Below are 16,331 nucleotides of genomic sequence, written 5' to 3' on the forward strand. Positions count from 1 at the left end.
AGCAGTCCCGGCCCTCCGCGGCCGGGGCTGCTGTCCTTTTTCCTGAAGGGGTGAACATCGAGTTCGCAAACAAGTTCTATTCCACGCTCGGGCTGAACGAGAATGCTGCAGCAACAAGCGGAACCTGGGCGGACATGCGCGGTGACGGCGGTCAGCTGGGCCTCCACATCGCCGAAGCTCAAACCAGAAACGTCGATGCGGGAGCCGTGGAACTGCAATTCACAACTGACGAGAATCTGGAGAACACCGCCAAGCGCCTTCGAGACGCCGGTTACGCGCCATCAGAGATCATGGACGAAAACTTCGGCCGGTATCTCACTGTCCAGGACCCGGATGGATACCTCATCCAGGTGAATGAGTTGGACGAAGAATTCAGCAACCTCAGCTACGAGACTCGGGAATCCGCGGCCCTAAAGTAGCTGGCCCACAGGTATGCGGCCTTGTCCGCATTGCACCCTGCCAGGCACACTCGGACATGACCGCAACGGGTTGCGCACAAGCAGCGGTGAACCTTGTATAACGGAGTCCGCCATGGCGAGACTCCCGATGCCTGACGGGTTTAGGCTCGCGGTATGAACCGTCGGAGCGTACTTCTGCTTGCGTCGGGCGTTATTGTCACCGTGTTGGCACTTGCCGTCCTGCTCGGCCGCATGCCCTCGGTCAGCCGGGCATGTCCAGCAGTCGGTTACGCCTATGTGGGTGACGTGGAGCTGACCTTTTCCACCCCGCCGGCGTCAGCAGCGGCTTGCTTTGGGGAGGGATGCACTCCTGAGCCGGTGACGAGAAACCCGGAGGGAAAATGGCTGGTTCCGCAGTCCCCGCCGTACCTGAGCCCGCCTGCTAGTGTCACGTCGATTTTTGTGGAGGCCGTGGCCACTTCCGGTGGCCGCATAGCCCGTCAATTGCCCATCGAAACGGAGTCAACCGGGGAACACCCCTACGGACCGGGATGCGGCGGCCCTTTCAGGTTCAAGCCCGTGCAAGTGGCATTCAGCTGAAGCATCGAGCTCAGGGGGCGCTTGGCTAAGCAGCAAATCCAGCGGCGCCCTTTTCGCGCCCGCCCGCTCTCCGCCGGTAAGGCCCGCAGCTAAACGGTTGCCAACGCTGCCGCTAAGCGGGGCCGCCGGCCGAACGAACCATTCCCAAAAGACGGCCGAAAATTGCTTCGCCGTCATCAGAAATGCCGTCATGGTGGAACTCCGAGGTCTCCCACACCTGGAGGCCCCGGACGGCCGCCGCGGTTTCCAGCGACAGCTCACGGTCCACGTAGATATCGTCCCGGTAGACAGCCGCGGCCGCAGGTACGCTGTTCACGGCCAGGCGCTTGCGGTCATACAGCGGCTTCCAGTCAGGCTTGGCGGCGAGCAGTTCGGCCACGTCCCGGAGTGGCTCAAGCGACGGGTCCTGCTCGAAGTACCACGGGTAAACCATCTCGCCGGTCAGCAGCAGCGGCTCCGCGTCGGGGTGGAATTCCGGATAGTCGCGCAGAACCCGCCACGCGGCCCAGTCAGTGGGCCTGCCCTGCCCGTAGATGGACTCGTGCATCAGGGCATAAAGCGGATTACTGCGGTGCGACACGATGCCCTGTACCTGTTCCAGGAACGCATCGGACAGCCTGGGACCGTCCGGGGTGTCCGTGAAGGCTCCTTCGAGGAGGTAGTGGAGGCCGTCGACGCGGGTGTTGCCGCCAAGGAAAGCGCCCACCATCTGGAAGCGCTCAACCGTCAGCCTGCCGCCGTCGGGAAGGAACTCCGCCACCTGGCGCAGGTGCGAAGCGATCCTCTCCACCGTCAGACGGTCCTCCGGATACCAGCCGAAGTATTCCGCGTTGCGTGCCGCGACACGCCCGAAGGTGGCGCGGTAGACGTCGTCGGCCGGCCCGTCCAGCGGCGCCAGGCCTCCGGTGATGAGGGCTTCCTTGACGCCTTCCGGTGCAAATGAAAGGTACGTGAGCGCGCAGAACCCGCCATAACTTTGTCCGTAAATAGACCAGGGGCCGGAGCCGAGCGCGGCACGGATGAGTTCCGCATCGGCCACGATGGAGTCCGCGCGGAAGTGTTCCAGGTAGGCAGCCTGGGCCTCAGCTGTTCCCCGGGCCGGCAAGGAGTTCCGGTCGATGGGTGACGATAGGCCGGTGCCGCGCTGGTCCAGCATGAGGATCCTGAAATCCCTGGCAGCCGCTTTGCTCCAGCCACCCAGCGAGGCCAGTCTGTTCCCGCGGCCGCCCGGGCCGCCCTGGAGGAACAACAGCCAGGGAAGACTTTCAGCCTCAGCCACGGAGTGGCTGGAGGAAACATATTCGCGGGCGAAGACCGTGATGGTCTCCGGCGCTTCACCGCTGGCGCCCGGGGCCGGCTCGAAGTGGTTCAGTGGCACCGTGAAATAGTGTTCGGCCGTGCGCATGCCACGGAATTCGTGGCGGGCCTTGATGACATGGCCACCCGGCGGTGCCGCGCTTAAAGCTCCGGCGGAGACGGCCCGGTCAGGCACGGGCAGCCGCCGGCGTGTTGGTGCCGAAGCTTTCCAGTGCCGCGCCGGTCAGCCGGAACGTAGACCAGCCGTCCATGGGCCGGGCACCCAGGCTCCGGTAGAAGTTGATGGACGGCTCGTTCCAGTCCAGGACGCTCCATTCCACCCGGGCATACCCGTTTTCGACGGCGGTGGCGGCCAGGTGCTTCAGGAGCGCCTTGCCGTGGCCTTCCCCGCGGGCATCCGGGCTGACGTAAAGGTCCTCCAGATAGATGCCGTGGACCCCTTCCCACGTGGAGTAGTTCAGAAACCAAAGAGCGAACCCCTGGACCTCGCCTCCGGCGTTCTCGGCCATCGCGGCGAACACTCGGGGATTCTCGCCGAACAGCACCCCGGCCAGCAGTTCGGGCGTATTTTGAACTGCGTCGGGTTCTTTCTCGTAGATGGCCAATTCGTGGATCATCTGCAGAATGACGGGGACGTCTTGCGGGGTGGCGGGGCGGATTACACTCATGGGTCGAGTTTACAAGGGCTCTGTTGCAGCCGGCGCCCGCCGGGCTGCTACCGCCAGCGAAGTTCGGAGCTGCCGTACCGGACCGGGCTTTCGGCATACTCCAGCGGCACACCGTCAGCCAGCAGGGGCGGTCCCACAAAACGCAGGCTCCCATAGGGGCTTGCCATGCTCCGGAACTCCGGGTCCGGCAGGGGAGCAGCGGAGTTGTGTGCTTCAGGGAGCCGCACCAGTTCCTCAGCGGTCCGTGCCAGCGACAGCCGTGCGCTGCCGCCAAGCCCGCTGCTGATCCGTTCGGCCAGCAAGGCGAGGGCTGCCGCCGCCAGGCCGTACCCGGTGGCGTGATCCAGCGCCTGCACGGGGAGCGCGCCGGGAACCCAGGCGTTGGCGGCGCCCCGGCCATATCTTGCAGCGATCCCGGTGGCTGCCTGGACCAGGCTGTCAAAGCCGCGCCGGCCGTTCCATGGACCGCCGTCACCCCACGCGCTGAGGGTGACCACCACAAGGCCGGGACGGGCGGCCAACAGCGGCTCAGCGCCCAGACCGAACCGGTCCAGGCCACCCGCACGGTACCCGGCCACCACCACATCAGCAGACCCGGCGAGGCCCCTCACGGCCTCGAGGCCGGCGGCGCTCCGGAAGTCAGCCACGGCACTGCGTTTGTCGAAGCCGGAGTCGATGTAGGCGTCGGTCAGCTCCGGGAGGTGCGGCGGGTCAATGCGCAGGACATCCGCACCGAGGGCCGCGAGCAGGCGGGTGGCCGTGGGCCCGGCGATGACGCGGGTCAGGTCCAGGACCTTCAGCCCGGCCAAAGGACGGCGTGGATCAGGGGATGGCGTCCATGACGGGAGCGGACCGCCTTGCCGGGCCTGCCCGGGCGGCCGTGAAATGCGGATCCACGGCCCGGCGCCGGCGGCCGCGTGCATCGGCGTCGTGAGCCAGTCCGCGCGCGTGCGGACGGCAGCCGCCACACCCTGGTGCGCCGTAATGGCTTCCTCCGCCTCGAGGGAGGTCATGTGCAGCAGTGCGCGGTCCACCGCCGGTGGCGTGTCGGCGGACAGGGCAGCCATCAGACGGGCCGCGTGGTGCGGATAGTTTGCATGCAGGCGGATCCAACCGTCTCCGGTGCGGCGGAATCCGGACAGCGGAGCGAAACCTTCCGCTTTCCTGCCGGCGATCCGCAGATGCCCCAGCGAATCGAAGGAAGCGGCCGTGGAACCGGAAGCGAGGGCATATCTCCCGGGTGCCGCGGTCAGGGCGTTCAACGCTGTGGCGGCGGCCTGGACCGCGCCAAGCGCCAGGCCCTCAACATCCAGTGGACCGCCCCACCACCACCGGGGCCCCTCCCACCGTGCCGCAGGCTGGGCCTTCACGGCGTCCAGGACCCGCAGGCTGGCGGTCAGGTCGGGGACGGATTCCACGGTGCTGCGCCCCTACAGCCGGTTGACGCCGGTGACCTGGACCACGGCGGTTCCGGTTTCGTCCGACGCCGCCAGGTCCACTTCGGCGGAAATGCCCCAGTCATGGTTGCCGGCCGGGTCGTCGAAGATCTGCCGGACTTTCCACAGCCCCGGTTCCTCGGTGATGATGAGCAGCCCGGGGCCGCGGGCGTCAGGCCCGGTGCCGATGTCGTTGTGTTCGTCGAAGTAGTCGTCCAAAACGTCTTCCCACCGCTCCGCATCCCAGCCGGCGCCGGCATCCAGCTCGCCCAGCGCGGCGGCGTCCTCGTCGGCGAACAGTTCCACGCGGCGGAACATTTCGTTCCGGACCATCACCCGGAAGGCCCTGATGTTGGACGTGAGCGACGGCGGCGGGGGAGGAGGTGCGTCGTGCGGGGTGGGTGCCACGCCGGAGGTCAATTCCTCCCATTCGTCCAGGAGGCTGGAGTCGACCTGCCGGACCAGCTCACCCAGCCAGGCAATGAGGTCCTCAAGATCCTCACGCAGCAGGTCCTGCGGCACCGTCTGGCGCAGCGCCTTGAAGCAGTCCGCGAGGTAACGCAGGACGATGCCTTCGGAGCGGGCCAGGCCGTAGAACTGGACGAACTCGCCGAAGTTCATGGCCCGTTCGTACATATCCCGGACCACCGACTTGGGCGCCAGTTCAAAGTCGCCCACCCAGGGTGCGGCCTTGCGGTAGACCTCGAACGCCTCGCCCAGCATTTCGGCGAGCGGCTGCGGGTAAGTAACCTCTTCCAGCATGGCCATCCGCTGGTCGTATTCGATGCCGTCGGCCTTCATCGCCGCAATGGCTTCCCCGCGGGCCTTCTTCTGCTGGGCGGACAGGATCTGCCGGGGCTTTTCGAGGGTCGCTTCGATCACGGACACCACGTCAAGGGCGTACGACGGCGACTCCGGGTCAAGCAGTTCCAGCGCCGCCAGCGCAAACGGCGAGAGCGGCTGATTCAGGGCAAAGTTGGCCTGCAGGTGGACGGTCAGCCGGACGGTCCTGCCGTCTGCGCCCTGCTCCGCTTCGGGGATGCGTTCCACCACTTCGGCGGCCAGGAGTTCGCGGTAGATTCCCAGGGCGCGTTTCATCAGCCGCAGCTGCGCGGGCCGGGTCTCATGGTTCTCGGTCAGCAGCCGGCGTGCCGCGGCAAACGGGTCCCCCGGCCGTTCCATCAGGTTCATCAGCATGGAGTGGGTCACGGTGAAACTGGAGCTGAGGGGATCCGGCGCCGACTCGACCAGCCGTTTGAACGTGGGTTCGCCCCAGGACACAAACCCTTCCGGCGGCTTCTTCCGGACCACCTGGCGCAGCTTTTTCTGGTCGTCGCCGAACTTCGCCGTGGCCTTGGCCATTGCCTTGACGTTCTCGATCACATGCTCCGGCGCCTGCACCACCACCGTGCCCGCGGTGTCGTAACCTGCCCGCCCGGCCCGCCCCGCGATCTGGTGGAACTCCCGCGAGTTAAGCAGGCGGGTGCGCACGCCGTCGTACTTGCTCAGGGCGGTGAGCAGGACGGTGCGGATGGGCACATTGATGCCGACGCCGAGCGTGTCAGTTCCGCAGATGACCTTGAGCAGGCCGGCCTGTGCGAGCTGTTCCACGAGCCGCCGGTACTTCGGCAGCATGCCGGCATGGTGGACGCCGATGCCGTGCCGGACCAGCCTGTTGAGGGTTTTACCGAACCCGGCGGCAAAACGGAAATTCGCGATCAGCTCGGCGATCTTGTCTTTTTCCTCACGCGTGCACACATTGATGCTCATCAGCGTCTGGGCACGGTCAATGGCCTCGATCTGGCTGAAATGCACCACATAGACCGGCACCTGCCGGGTGGAGAGCAACTCCTCCAACGTCTCGTGGACAGGGGTCTCGTGGTAGTAGTAATGCAGCGGAATGGGACGCTCGGCTGAACTGACCGTAGTGGTGGGCCGGCCTGTCAGTTCGGTGATGCCCTCCTCAAAGCGGCTGACGTCTCCCAGCGTTGCCGACATCAGGAGGAACTGGGCCTGGGGGAGCTCCAGCAGGGGGATCTGCCACGCCCAGCCGCGCTGGGGGTCGGAGTAGAAATGGAATTCATCCATGACCACTGAGCCGAGGTCCGCGGCCTCGCCTTCGCGCAGCGCGATGTTTGCCAGGATTTCCGCGGTGCAGCAGATGATCGGCGCGTCCTGGTTCACGCCTGAATCACCGGTGATCATGCCGACGTTTTCGGCGCCGAAGATCTCGCACAAGGCGAAGAACTTCTCTGAAACCAGGGCCTTGATGGGAGCCGTGTAGTAGCTCCGCTGCCCGCGTGCCATGGCCTGGAAGTGTGCCGCGATCGCGACCAGCGATTTTCCGGACCCCGTGGGCGTGGCGAGGATGACGTTGGCGCCGGTGGCCAGTTCCATGATGGCTTCGTCCTGGGCGGCATACAGGTCCAGGCCGCGGCTCCCGGTCCACTCAAGGAACCGGCTGTAGAGCACGTCCGGGTCGATGCCTGCGGCCGGGCGGTTCGAGGCGGACAGGACAGGCAGCTGGTCAACGAGTTTCATTGATTTCCAGCTTAGTGCCCCGCAGGTGCCCGCTATCCGGGCATGGCGGGGTTAGGCTCGCGGGAAGCCACCCGGCGCCCAATTATGGAGGAACTGTGAAGTGGGATCCCCTGAAGTACGTCCAGTTCGGCGACTACCGCGACCGGCCGTTTTTTGACCTCACAGGCAGGATCCGGCCAGACCGCCCCCGCCAGGTGGTCGATCTGGGCTGCGGCCCCGGCAACCTGACGGCCACCCTCGCCCGGCGATGGCCCGAGGCCAGGGTCCTGGGGCTCGACTCGTCAGCTGAAATGCTGGAACGCGCCGCCGGCCAGGCCGACGCTTCTCCCGGCCTGGTCTTTGCACAGGCCGACATTGCCCAATGGATGCCCTCGGGTGAAACCGACGTGGTGGTCACCAACGCCGCACTGCAGTGGGTGCCCGGGCACCAGGAGATGCTGAGCCGGTGGCTGGCCGCGTTGCGCCCGGGCGCGTGGTTCGGCATGCAGGTACCGGGAAACTTCAACGCCCCGTCACACGCCCTGATGCGGGAGTTGGCCGCCACCGCCCGCTGGCGGCCGCTGCTGAAAGGCGTCCTCCGCGGCGGGGAATCCGTGGGGGAACCGGCCGACTATCTGCGCACCATGCTGGACGCGGGATGCACTGCCGACGCTTGGGAAACCACTTATCAGCAGGTACTCCCCGGGACCGATCCGGTGCTTGAGTGGGTGCGCGGCACCGCGCTGCGGCCGGTGCTGGCCGTCCTCTCACCCGAGGAAGGTGCGGCTTTCGAAGCCGAGTACGCTGCCGCACTGCGGATTGCCTATCCCGCCACCGCCCACGGGACAGTTTTTCCCTTCCGGCGGATCTTCGCCGTAGCGCAAAAGCAACTTTCCGCCTAAACTCCATTCGTTCGATGTTATTTACAAGGCCCGTATAGCCATGTGACTAACAGTGAATGTTCGGTCGGAAATGAGGAATAACCGGCCTCGTGGGGATGGCCAAAAGCCTCAGCCTCATCGGCCTCCCCACCAACCCAGGAGGTGTAGTGCTTTTCGCCTTATTGATGAGGTTGCTGGCAGGCAACAAGGGCCGTGTAGCCGCCATCATCGCCCTGCAGCTGGTTCAGACCGCGGGCATTCTGCTGCTGCCCACCATTAACGCTGCCATCATCGATGACGGCATCGTGACGGGCAACACCCCCGAGATTTTCCGGCTCGGCGTTGATATGGCCCTGGTTGCGGCCATCCAGGCGGCAGCGGCTGTGGCTGCCGGCTACCTGGGCGCTGTTGTGGCCATGACCCTTGGCCAACAGCTGAGGGCTGAGGTTTTCACCAAAATCCAGTCGCTTTCGTCCCAGGAGGTGGCGTCCTTCGGTGCCCATAGCCTCGTCACCAGGGCCACAAACGACACCCAGCAGATCCAGTCGTTCGCGGTCCTGGTATTCACCATGCTGGTGGCGGCGCCCGTCATGGCAGTGGGCGGGGTCTATCTTGCCTGGCAGCAGGACGTGGTGTTGTCCAGCATCGTCGTCATCATCATGCCGGTGCTTCTGCTCATCATGTACCTGATCGTCCGGCGTCTGATACCGCTCTACCGCGGCGGCCAGGAACTGCTGGACGCTACCGGGCAGATCCTGCGCGAGCAGATCATCGGAGCCAACGTCATCCGTTCCTTTGTCAGGCAGGGCCACGAGAAACGCCGGTTTGCCCGGGCAAATACCAGCTTGACCGGAAACAATCTGAAATCCGCCCTGGTCATTGCCGCAATGCTTCCGCTGATCATGATCGTGGTGAATCTTTCCTCCGTGGCCGTGGTGTGGTTCGGGGGACACCGGGTGTTCTCCGGCGAGATGAACATCGGGGCCCTGACGGCCTTCATCGCCTATATCATGCAGATTCTGCTGGCCATCATGATGGCCATGTACGTCCTGACCGCGGCCCCGCGCGCGGCGGCGTGCGCTGAGCGTCTCAATGCTGTGCTCAATACCCAGCCTTCGGTCCGGGATGTGGGGGACGTGCGCGGGGAAGCCTTCGACGGGGGCAGCATCACCTTCACGGATGTGCGCTTCGCCTATCCCGGTGCCGAAAGTCCGGTGCTCCAAAACATCAGCTTTACAGCAAGCCCAGGCACTACCGTTGCCGTTATCGGCTCAACGGGCAGCGGCAAATCAACCCTGCTGGGCCTGTTGCCCCGCTTTCTTGATGCCACCGCCGGGACCATCACCATCGGCGGCCGGGACATCCGCACCGTCCCGCTGGAAGTCCTTCGCCGTTCCATGGCCGTTGTCCCGCAGCGGTCGCATCTGTTCACGGGGACCATCGCCCATAACCTGCGGATCGCCGATCCAGAGGCCACCGACCCCGAGCTCTGGCAGGCGCTGGAAACTGCGCAGGCGGCAGGTTTTGTCCGCGAACTTCCCCTCGGGCTGGCCACCGAAGTCGGCCAAGGCGGAGTGACGCTCTCCGGCGGCCAGCGGCAACGCATCTGCATCGCCCGCGCCTTGGTCCGGCAGGCGCCGATCTATCTCTTTGATGACAGCTTTTCCGCACTCGATTTCGGCACCGAGAACCGGCTCCGGGATGCCCTCGCGGACACCCTGACCGAGGCTGTGGTGGTCGTGGTCGCCGAGCGGATCTCCACCGTTGCCGGCGCTGACCGGATTTTAGTGCTCGACGACGGGCGGCTGGTCGCGCAGGGGACGCACCTTGAGCTGTTGGAAGCCTCCACCACCTACCGCGAAATCGCCGAGTCGCAGTTGGCCCTGGAGAGCCTCCAGTGACCGGGCCGATCCCGGGCGGACCGGACAAGGAGTTCTGGCCCGCTGCCCGCCGACTGCTCAGCCTGCTGCACCCCTTCCGGTGGCGGATGCGTGCCGCCGTCATAGCCACGTGTTGCTTCGCCGGGCTGAACGTGGCCGCCCCGAATTACCTCGGGGAAGCCACGGACATCGTAGTGGACGGGGTGTACAGCGGCCTGTTTGAGCGGGACCGGCTGGGCCGGCTGCTGGCAGTTGTCGCGTTGATGTACGTCGGGGCTTCCCTTTTCAACTGGATCCAGGGGAAGCTGACCGCGGGGTCAGTCCAGGGCCTGATGCAGGGCCTCCGGGCATCCGTTGAGGAAAAGCTGCACAGGCTTCCCTCCAACTACTTTCACGGGAAGTCCCGCGGCGACGTCCTGAGCCGGGTCACCAACGACATCGACAACATTTCCCAGTCACTAAGCCAGGTCCTGACGCAACTGATCATTTCTGTTCTGATGCTGTCCGGCGCCTTCGCCATGATGCTCTGGATATCGCCCCTCCTGGCGCTGATTGCCCTGGTCTCGGTGCCGGTGTCCACCGTGATAACGGTTATGGTGGCACGCAAATCCCAGGCACATTTTGCGAGCCAGTGGACCGAAACCGGGGTCCTGAACGCGCACGTGGAGGAATTCATCACCGGCCATGAGGTGGTGATGGCCTTCGGGCACCAGGACCGCGCAGCAGAGGTCTTCCGTGCCAGCAACGACCGGCTCACCCGCGCGTCCGCCCTCGCCGAATACGTGTCAGGGCTTGTTCAGCCCCTGATGATCCTGATTTCCAACCTGACCTACATCGCCGTCGCAGTGGTGGGCGCATTCCAGGTCACCCTTGGTGCCATGACCATTGGTGGAATTCTGGCGTTTATCCAGTTCAGCCGCCTGTTCACGCAACCGGTGAGCCAGATCGGCGGCATGCTGAACGTCATGCAGTCCTGCGCGGCTTCGGCGCACCGGGTCTTCGAACTCCTCGACGCCGAGGAGATTCCTGTCGAGCCAAAGGAATCCGGCCCGGCTGCCCTGCCGGCCGGACGAATCGTTTTTGACAACGTCACCTTTGGCTACGCAGGCGAACCCGTCATCCGGGACCTCTCGTTTACGGTGGAGCCGGGGCAGACAGTGGCTATCGTCGGACATACCGGGGCCGGTAAGACCACTGTTGTGAATCTTCTGATGCGGTTTTACGAACCTGACGCGGGCCGGATCAGCATCGGCGGCACCGACATTGCCGTCATGTCCAGGGATACCCTGCGCGAGGGTTTCGGAGTGGTGCTCCAGGATGCCTGGCTCTTCGCGGGCACCATCAGGGAGAACATCGAATACGGCCGGCCCGGCGCAACGGACGCAGAGGTGACTGCTGCGGCGGAGGCCAGCCACCTGGACCACTTCGTGCGGTCCATGCCGGCCGGCTACGACTCCGTCCTGGACAGCGGCGGGGAGCCGCTGAGTCACGGGCAGCGCCAGCTCATCGCCATCGCACGGGCGCAGCTGGCAGACCGCGGGGTGCTGATCCTTGACGAGGCCACAAGTTCAGTGGATTCACGCATTGAGGTGCTGATCCGCCAGGCCATGCAGAGATTGCGGCGGGGCAAAACAAGTTTTGTCATCGCCCACCGTTTGTCTACGGTCCGGGACGCTGATCTAATCTTGGTCATGGATCACGGACGCATCGCAGAGCAAGGTACGCACCAAAACCTGTTGGCTGCCAACGGCCACTATGCACGGCTCTACAAGGCCCAGTTTGCCGGCCGGGCCGGAACACTGGAGGCAGGCCGATGAGTCCAGCCCAAGGGTTTCCCGGGACGTGGACACCTAACCAGGCCAGCACTGTGCCACTCTTTGAGCAGTTGCGGCTGCAGGTGATCCGGCTGGCGGACAGCGGTGAGCTGCCGCCCGGAACCAGGCTTCCGGCGGTCCGTGCGCTGGCGGAACAACTTGACGTTGCCCCGCATACCGTGGCCCGCGCCTATAAGGAACTCGAGGCGGCCGGAGTGGTCGCCACCCAAGGCAGGAACGGCACCGTCATCAGCGCCCGTGGTGAGCGGTCGAATGCGCTTTCCGCTGCCGCAGGCGCCTACGCTTCGATGGCCAAGGCGCAGGGGGCCACGTTTGCGGAAGCGGTCAAGCTCCTGGCCGCCGCCTACGACGCCCACTGACCCGCCGCGTGGATATTCGAAGAAGTTTTCGATTAGCATTAGTGGGTGCCTAAAGCCGTAGCTGAAGAAACAGCAGTTGAATCCGTTCCCGTCTCCATTGCCCCGGGCGGAGCCACGCCTGCCCGGCCGGACCTGTCCCGCCTTGTCGTCAAGGGGGCGCGGGAACACAACCTGCGGAACGTTGACCTGGACCTGCCCCGCGACGCCATGATCGTTTTCACGGGGCTCTCCGGCTCCGGAAAGTCCTCCCTGGCATTCGACACCATCTTTGCCGAGGGCCAGCGGCGCTACGTTGAATCGCTGTCGGCCTACGCACGCCAGTTCCTGGGGCAGGTGGACAAGCCGGACGTCGACTTCATCGAGGGGCTCTCGCCGGCCGTGTCCATCGACCAGAAGTCCACCAGCAAGAACCCGCGGTCAACAGTGGGCACCATCACCGAAATATACGACTACATGCGCCTGCTGTGGGCGCGCGTGGGACGGCCGCACTGTCCCGTCTGCGGCGAGGTGGTGGCCAGGCAGACCCCCCAGCAGATCGTTGACCAGCTGCTCGAACTCGACGACGGCACGCGCTTCCAGGTCCTGGCTCCGGTAGTCCGGGGACGCAAAGGCGAATTCGTCGACCTCTTCAAGGAGCTGACCGCGAAGGGCTACTCCCGGGCACGGGTGGACGGTGAGCTCATTCAGCTCAGTGAGCCGCCCAAACTCGGGAAACAGTTCAAGCACACCATCGAAGTGGTCGTTGACCGGCTGGTGGTCAAGGAAGGCATCAGCCAGCGCCTCACCGATTCGGTGGAGACCGCACTGGGACTGGCCGAGGGCCGGGTACTGGCCGAATTCGTCGACGTGGAGGCGGACGCTCCCGGCCGGCTGCGCGCGTTTTCGGAAAACCTCGCCTGCCCCAACGAACACCCCCTCGCCATCGATGAGATTGAGCCCCGCTCGTTCTCCTTCAACAATCCGTTCGGTGCCTGCGCGGCCTGCAGTGGAATCGGCACCCGGCTCGAGGTGGATGAGGAACTGATCGTTCCGAACCCGGAGCTGTCGCTCGCTGAAGGCGCCATCGCCCCCTGGTCGCTGGGTACGGCCACCACTGAATACTGGAACCGGCTGCTTGAGGGGCTCGCCAAAGAACTGGGCTTCTCCATGAACACGCCGTGGGAGAAGCTGGGTAAGGACGTCCGTCAAACCGTCCTGCACGGCAAGGACCACAAGGTTGTGGTCCAGTACAAGAACCGTTTCGGACGCGAACGGAAGTACAGTACCGGATTTGAAGGGGCCATCCAGTATGTGCACCGGAAGCACGGCGAGACGGACTCCGAATGGGCGCGGGACCGCTACGAAGAGTACATGCGGCAGATTCCCTGCCCGGCCTGCAACGGCGCCCGGCTGAACCCGGCCTCCCTCTCCGTGCTGATCAACGGCAAGTCCATTGCCGACGTCGCAGCGATGCCCATGCGGGCCTGCGCGGATTTCCTGAACAACCTGGTCCTCACCGGCCGGGAGGCCCAGATCGCCCATCAGGTGCTGAAGGAAATCCAGGCCCGGCTGACCTTCCTGCTCGACGTCGGCCTCGAGTACCTTAATCTCGAGCGGCCTTCGGCTACGCTGTCCGGCGGTGAGGCCCAGCGCATCCGGCTCGCAACGCAGATCGGCTCCGGCCTGGTGGGGGTGCTGTACGTCCTTGACGAACCCTCCATCGGCCTCCACCAGCGGGACAACCGCCGGCTCATCGAAACCCTGACCCGGCTGCGGGACATGGGAAACACCCTGATCGTGGTCGAACACGACGAAGACACCATCCACGTGGCTGACTGGATTGTGGACATCGGCCCGGGCGCCGGCGAGCACGGTGGACAGGTCGTGCATTCGGGATCGTATGAGGACCTGCTCGAGAACACCAACTCACTAACCGGGGATTACCTCTCCGGCCGCAGAAAGATTGACGTTCCCAAGAAACGACGCAAATACGACAAGAAGCGTGAGCTGAAGGTCATCGGTGCGCGGGAAAACAATCTGGTCAATGTTGACGCGGCGTTCCCGCTGGGGCTCTTTACGGCGGTGACCGGGGTCAGTGGCTCCGGTAAGTCCACCCTGGTCAACGAGATCCTGTACAAAGTGCTGGCCAACAAGCTCAACGGTGCCAAGCAGGTTGCCGGGCGCCACAAGAGCATCCAGGGCCTGGAACACCTGGACAAGGTGGTCCACGTGGACCAAAGCCCCATCGGCCGCACGCCCCGGTCCAACCCGGCAACGTACACCGGCGTTTTTGACAATATCCGGAAGCTGTTCGCGGAAACCACCGAGGCCAAGGTCCGCGGCTACCTCCCGGGCCGGTTCTCATTCAACGTCAAGGGCGGCCGCTGCGAAGCCTGTTCGGGCGATGGCACCCTCAAGATTGAAATGAACTTCCTCCCGGACGTCTACGTGCCGTGCGAAGTGTGCCATGGCGCGCGGTATAACCGGGAAACGTTGGAGGTCCACTACAAGGGCAAAACCATCGCTGACGTCCTGAACATGCCCATCGAGGAAGGCGCGGAGTTCTTCGCTGCCTTCTCGCCCATCGCCCGGCACCTTAATACCCTGGTGGATGTCGGCCTGGGCTACGTCCGGCTGGGACAGCCGGCCACCACGCTTTCCGGCGGCGAAGCCCAGCGGGTCAAGCTGGCCGCGGAACTGCAGAAACGCTCCAACGGCCGCAGCATCTACGTCCTGGATGAACCCACCACGGGTCTCCACTTTGAGGACATCAGGAAACTTCTGATGGTGCTGCAGGGCCTCGTGGACAAGGGAAACACGGTGATCACCATCGAACACAACCTGGACGTGATCAAGAGCGCGGACTGGATTGTGGATCTGGGCCCGGACGGCGGCTCGGGAGGCGGCCAGGTGGTGGCCACGGGCACCCCGGAACAGGTGGCCAAGTCCACCGCCAGCCACACGGCGGCGTTCCTCGCGGAGATTTTGGCATAACGCCACGTCCGCCCGGATGTATGCCGTGTCGGGCATGCGAGTTTCTGCCATGCACGGTGTCGTGAGAAACTAAGCCGGTGACTCAAACAACAGTGCCCGTGATCTTTGACCTGGACGGCACTCTTGTCGATCCGGCAGGTGGAATAACCGGCGGCATCGCGGCGGCCCTGGCGGCTTCCGGGCTCCCGGTTCCCGCTCCCGACCTGCTGGCCGCGATGATCGGTCCCAAGCTCAGCGATTCGCTGCTCACCGTCGCCATGGTTCCGGCGGACAAGCTGGACAGCGTCATCCGGCTGTACCGGCAGCACTACCTGGCAACGGGCATTTCGCAGAGCCGCCTCTACCCGGGGATCAAGGCTGTGCTGGAGGCGTTCGCCGCTGCGGGCAGGCCGGTGGCCGTCGCAACGCAGAAACCCGAAGGGCTGGCACATATTGTGCTGCAGCACCACGGCATCGCCGGCCTGTTCCAAACGATCAGGGGATCCTCGGATGACGAATCCTCCACCGAGGGCCCGGTCGGCAAAGCGGACATCATCGCCGCTGCCCTGGCTGACCTGTCCACACACCACGCCGTGATGGTGGGGGACCGCGCCCAGGATGTTGCCGGTGCCATCGCGAACGGCCTGGACTGCATCGGTGTGCGTTGGGGCTTTGCGCCCGACGGCGAACTGGAGGTTGCCGGTGCCGTCACCGTGGTGGAAGATACGGATGGCATGGTCGCGGCCATCGAACGGCTCGAGTCCATCCACACTGCCGCGATGAGTGAGGTGCGCAACGATGGCGTTGTTTGAGGCAGTCCGCTGGACATTCCGCGGTCTTGTCGCGGGCACCTGCCGGCCCACCGTCGTCGGCCTGGAGAACGTTCCCAAGGAGGGGCCGTTCATTGTGGCCCCCAACCATCTTTCGTTCTTTGACAGTGTCATTGTCCAGGCACTGATGCCCCGGCCGGTGGCCTTCTTCGCCAAGGCCGAGTACTTCACGACCGGTGGCGTGAAGGGAAAGGTCATGAAATCGTTCTTCGAGTCCGTTGGCTCCATTCCCGTGGAACGCGGCGAACAGGCCGCAAGTGTGCAGGCGCTCAAAACCCTCCTGGACATCCTCGAGGCGGGCAAGGGAATCGGCATTTACCCTGAAGGCACCCGCTCACGGGACGGCATCCTCTACCGCGGGCGGACGGGTGTGGGCTGGCTTGCGCTGGCAACGGGGGCTCCCGTGATCCCCGTTGGGCTGATCGGCACCGAAAACCTGCAGCCGGCAGGCGAGAAGGGGTTTAAGCCGCATCACTTCATCATGAAAGTCGGTGAACCGCTGTACTTCGAGAAGACCGGCCCGGACCACTCCCTGCCCGCACGCCGGCAGGTGACGGACCGGATCATGGACGCCATCGCCGAACTCAGCGGCCAGGAGCGTTCCAGCAGCTACAACCAGAGCAAGGCGACGGACTAAGGATCAGTAGACTTAAGT

The 16,331-nt window shown here is 64.7% G+C and carries 12 protein-coding genes; 8 read left to right on the forward strand and 4 right to left on the reverse strand.

The window, feature by feature from the left end:
• Positions 1-50: 50 nt before the first annotated feature.
• Positions 51-419 carry a VOC family protein gene (locus SBP01_RS09170; protein WP_320538194.1) on the forward strand — a complete coding sequence of 123 codons (369 nt, stop codon included), beginning with the start codon at positions 51-53 and terminating at the stop codon, positions 417-419.
• A gap of 691 nt (positions 420-1,110) precedes the next feature.
• Here the strand turns inward: SBP01_RS09170 and SBP01_RS09175 are convergent.
• The 4 genes from SBP01_RS09175 to SBP01_RS09190 all read right to left on the reverse strand — a co-directional run bounded on the left by SBP01_RS09175 (position 1,111) and on the right by SBP01_RS09190 (position 6,960).
• Positions 1,111-2,403, reverse strand: a complete 1,293-nt coding sequence (locus SBP01_RS09175) for an alpha/beta fold hydrolase (RefSeq protein ID WP_320538314.1) — start codon at positions 2,401-2,403, stop codon at positions 1,111-1,113.
• A 79-nt stretch (positions 2,404-2,482) separates the two neighbouring features.
• The gene (locus tag SBP01_RS09180) at positions 2,483-2,983 is read right to left on the reverse strand and encodes a GNAT family N-acetyltransferase (protein WP_275215076.1); all 501 of its coding nucleotides are present in this window, start codon (positions 2,981-2,983) and stop codon (positions 2,483-2,485) included.
• 47 nt (positions 2,984-3,030) lie between these two features.
• Entirely contained in the window at positions 3,031-4,401 is a 1,371-nt protein-coding gene (locus SBP01_RS09185) for a CoA transferase (protein WP_275215075.1), read from the reverse strand.
• Between the two features lie 12 nt (positions 4,402-4,413).
• On the reverse strand, positions 4,414-6,960 hold the full coding sequence (locus SBP01_RS09190; protein ID WP_320538195.1) for a DEAD/DEAH box helicase: 2,547 nt from the start codon (positions 6,958-6,960) through the stop codon (positions 4,414-4,416).
• A 95-nt stretch (positions 6,961-7,055) separates the two neighbouring features.
• Between SBP01_RS09190 and SBP01_RS09195 the strand changes: the two genes are divergently transcribed.
• The 7 genes from SBP01_RS09195 (at position 7,056) to SBP01_RS09225 (ending at position 16,313) form a co-directional block, all read left to right on the forward strand.
• The gene (locus SBP01_RS09195) at positions 7,056-7,841 is read left to right on the forward strand and encodes a trans-aconitate 2-methyltransferase (RefSeq protein ID WP_320538196.1); all 786 of its coding nucleotides are present in this window, start codon (positions 7,056-7,058) and stop codon (positions 7,839-7,841) included.
• A gap of 164 nt (positions 7,842-8,005) precedes the next feature.
• Complete coding sequence (locus SBP01_RS09200; protein WP_414004293.1) at positions 8,006-9,721, forward strand: ABC transporter ATP-binding protein; 1,716 nt, start codon at positions 8,006-8,008, stop codon at positions 9,719-9,721.
• A gap of 86 nt (positions 9,722-9,807) precedes the next feature.
• A complete protein-coding gene (locus SBP01_RS09205; RefSeq protein WP_320538315.1) occupies positions 9,808-11,517 on the forward strand; it encodes an ABC transporter ATP-binding protein in 1,710 nt (569 codons plus the stop codon).
• On the forward strand, positions 11,514-11,894 hold the full coding sequence (locus tag SBP01_RS09210) for a GntR family transcriptional regulator (RefSeq protein ID WP_320538198.1): 381 nt from the start codon (positions 11,514-11,516) through the stop codon (positions 11,892-11,894). Before SBP01_RS09205 ends, SBP01_RS09210 begins: the two co-directional genes overlap by 4 nt.
• A 45-nt stretch (positions 11,895-11,939) precedes the next feature.
• The gene (uvrA, locus tag SBP01_RS09215; protein WP_275215070.1) at positions 11,940-14,867 is read left to right on the forward strand and encodes an excinuclease ABC subunit UvrA; all 2,928 of its coding nucleotides are present in this window, start codon (positions 11,940-11,942) and stop codon (positions 14,865-14,867) included.
• 77 nt (positions 14,868-14,944) lie between these two features.
• The gene (locus SBP01_RS09220) at positions 14,945-15,658 is read left to right on the forward strand and encodes an HAD hydrolase-like protein (protein ID WP_320538199.1); all 714 of its coding nucleotides are present in this window, start codon (positions 14,945-14,947) and stop codon (positions 15,656-15,658) included.
• On the forward strand, positions 15,645-16,313 hold the full coding sequence (locus SBP01_RS09225) for a lysophospholipid acyltransferase family protein (protein ID WP_320538200.1): 669 nt from the start codon (positions 15,645-15,647) through the stop codon (positions 16,311-16,313). Before SBP01_RS09220 ends, SBP01_RS09225 begins: the two co-directional genes overlap by 14 nt.
• Positions 16,314-16,331: the final 18 nt, after the last annotated feature.

This window comes from Pseudarthrobacter sp. IC2-21 (assembly GCF_034048115.1).
Classification (GTDB): domain Bacteria; phylum Actinomycetota; class Actinomycetes; order Actinomycetales; family Micrococcaceae; genus Arthrobacter; species Arthrobacter naphthalenicus.

Coding starts and splice junctions, on each gene's coding strand:
- SBP01_RS09180 (WP_275215076.1), bottom strand. CDS start 2,983: ATGAGTGTAATCCGCCCCGCCACCCCGCAAGACGTCCCCGTCATTCTG.
- SBP01_RS09210 (WP_320538198.1), top strand. CDS start 11,514: ATGAGTCCAGCCCAAGGGTTTCCCGGGACGTGGACACCTAACCAGGCC.
- SBP01_RS09175 (WP_320538314.1), bottom strand. CDS start 2,403: ATGCGCACGGCCGAACACTATTTCACGGTGCCACTGAACCACTTCGAG.
- SBP01_RS09200 (WP_414004293.1), top strand. CDS start 8,006: ATGAGGTTGCTGGCAGGCAACAAGGGCCGTGTAGCCGCCATCATCGCC.
- SBP01_RS09205 (WP_320538315.1), top strand. CDS start 9,808: ATGCGTGCCGCCGTCATAGCCACGTGTTGCTTCGCCGGGCTGAACGTG.
- SBP01_RS09225 (WP_320538200.1), top strand. CDS start 15,645: ATGGCGTTGTTTGAGGCAGTCCGCTGGACATTCCGCGGTCTTGTCGCG.
- SBP01_RS09190 (WP_320538195.1), bottom strand. CDS start 6,960: ATGAAACTCGTTGACCAGCTGCCTGTCCTGTCCGCCTCGAACCGCCCG.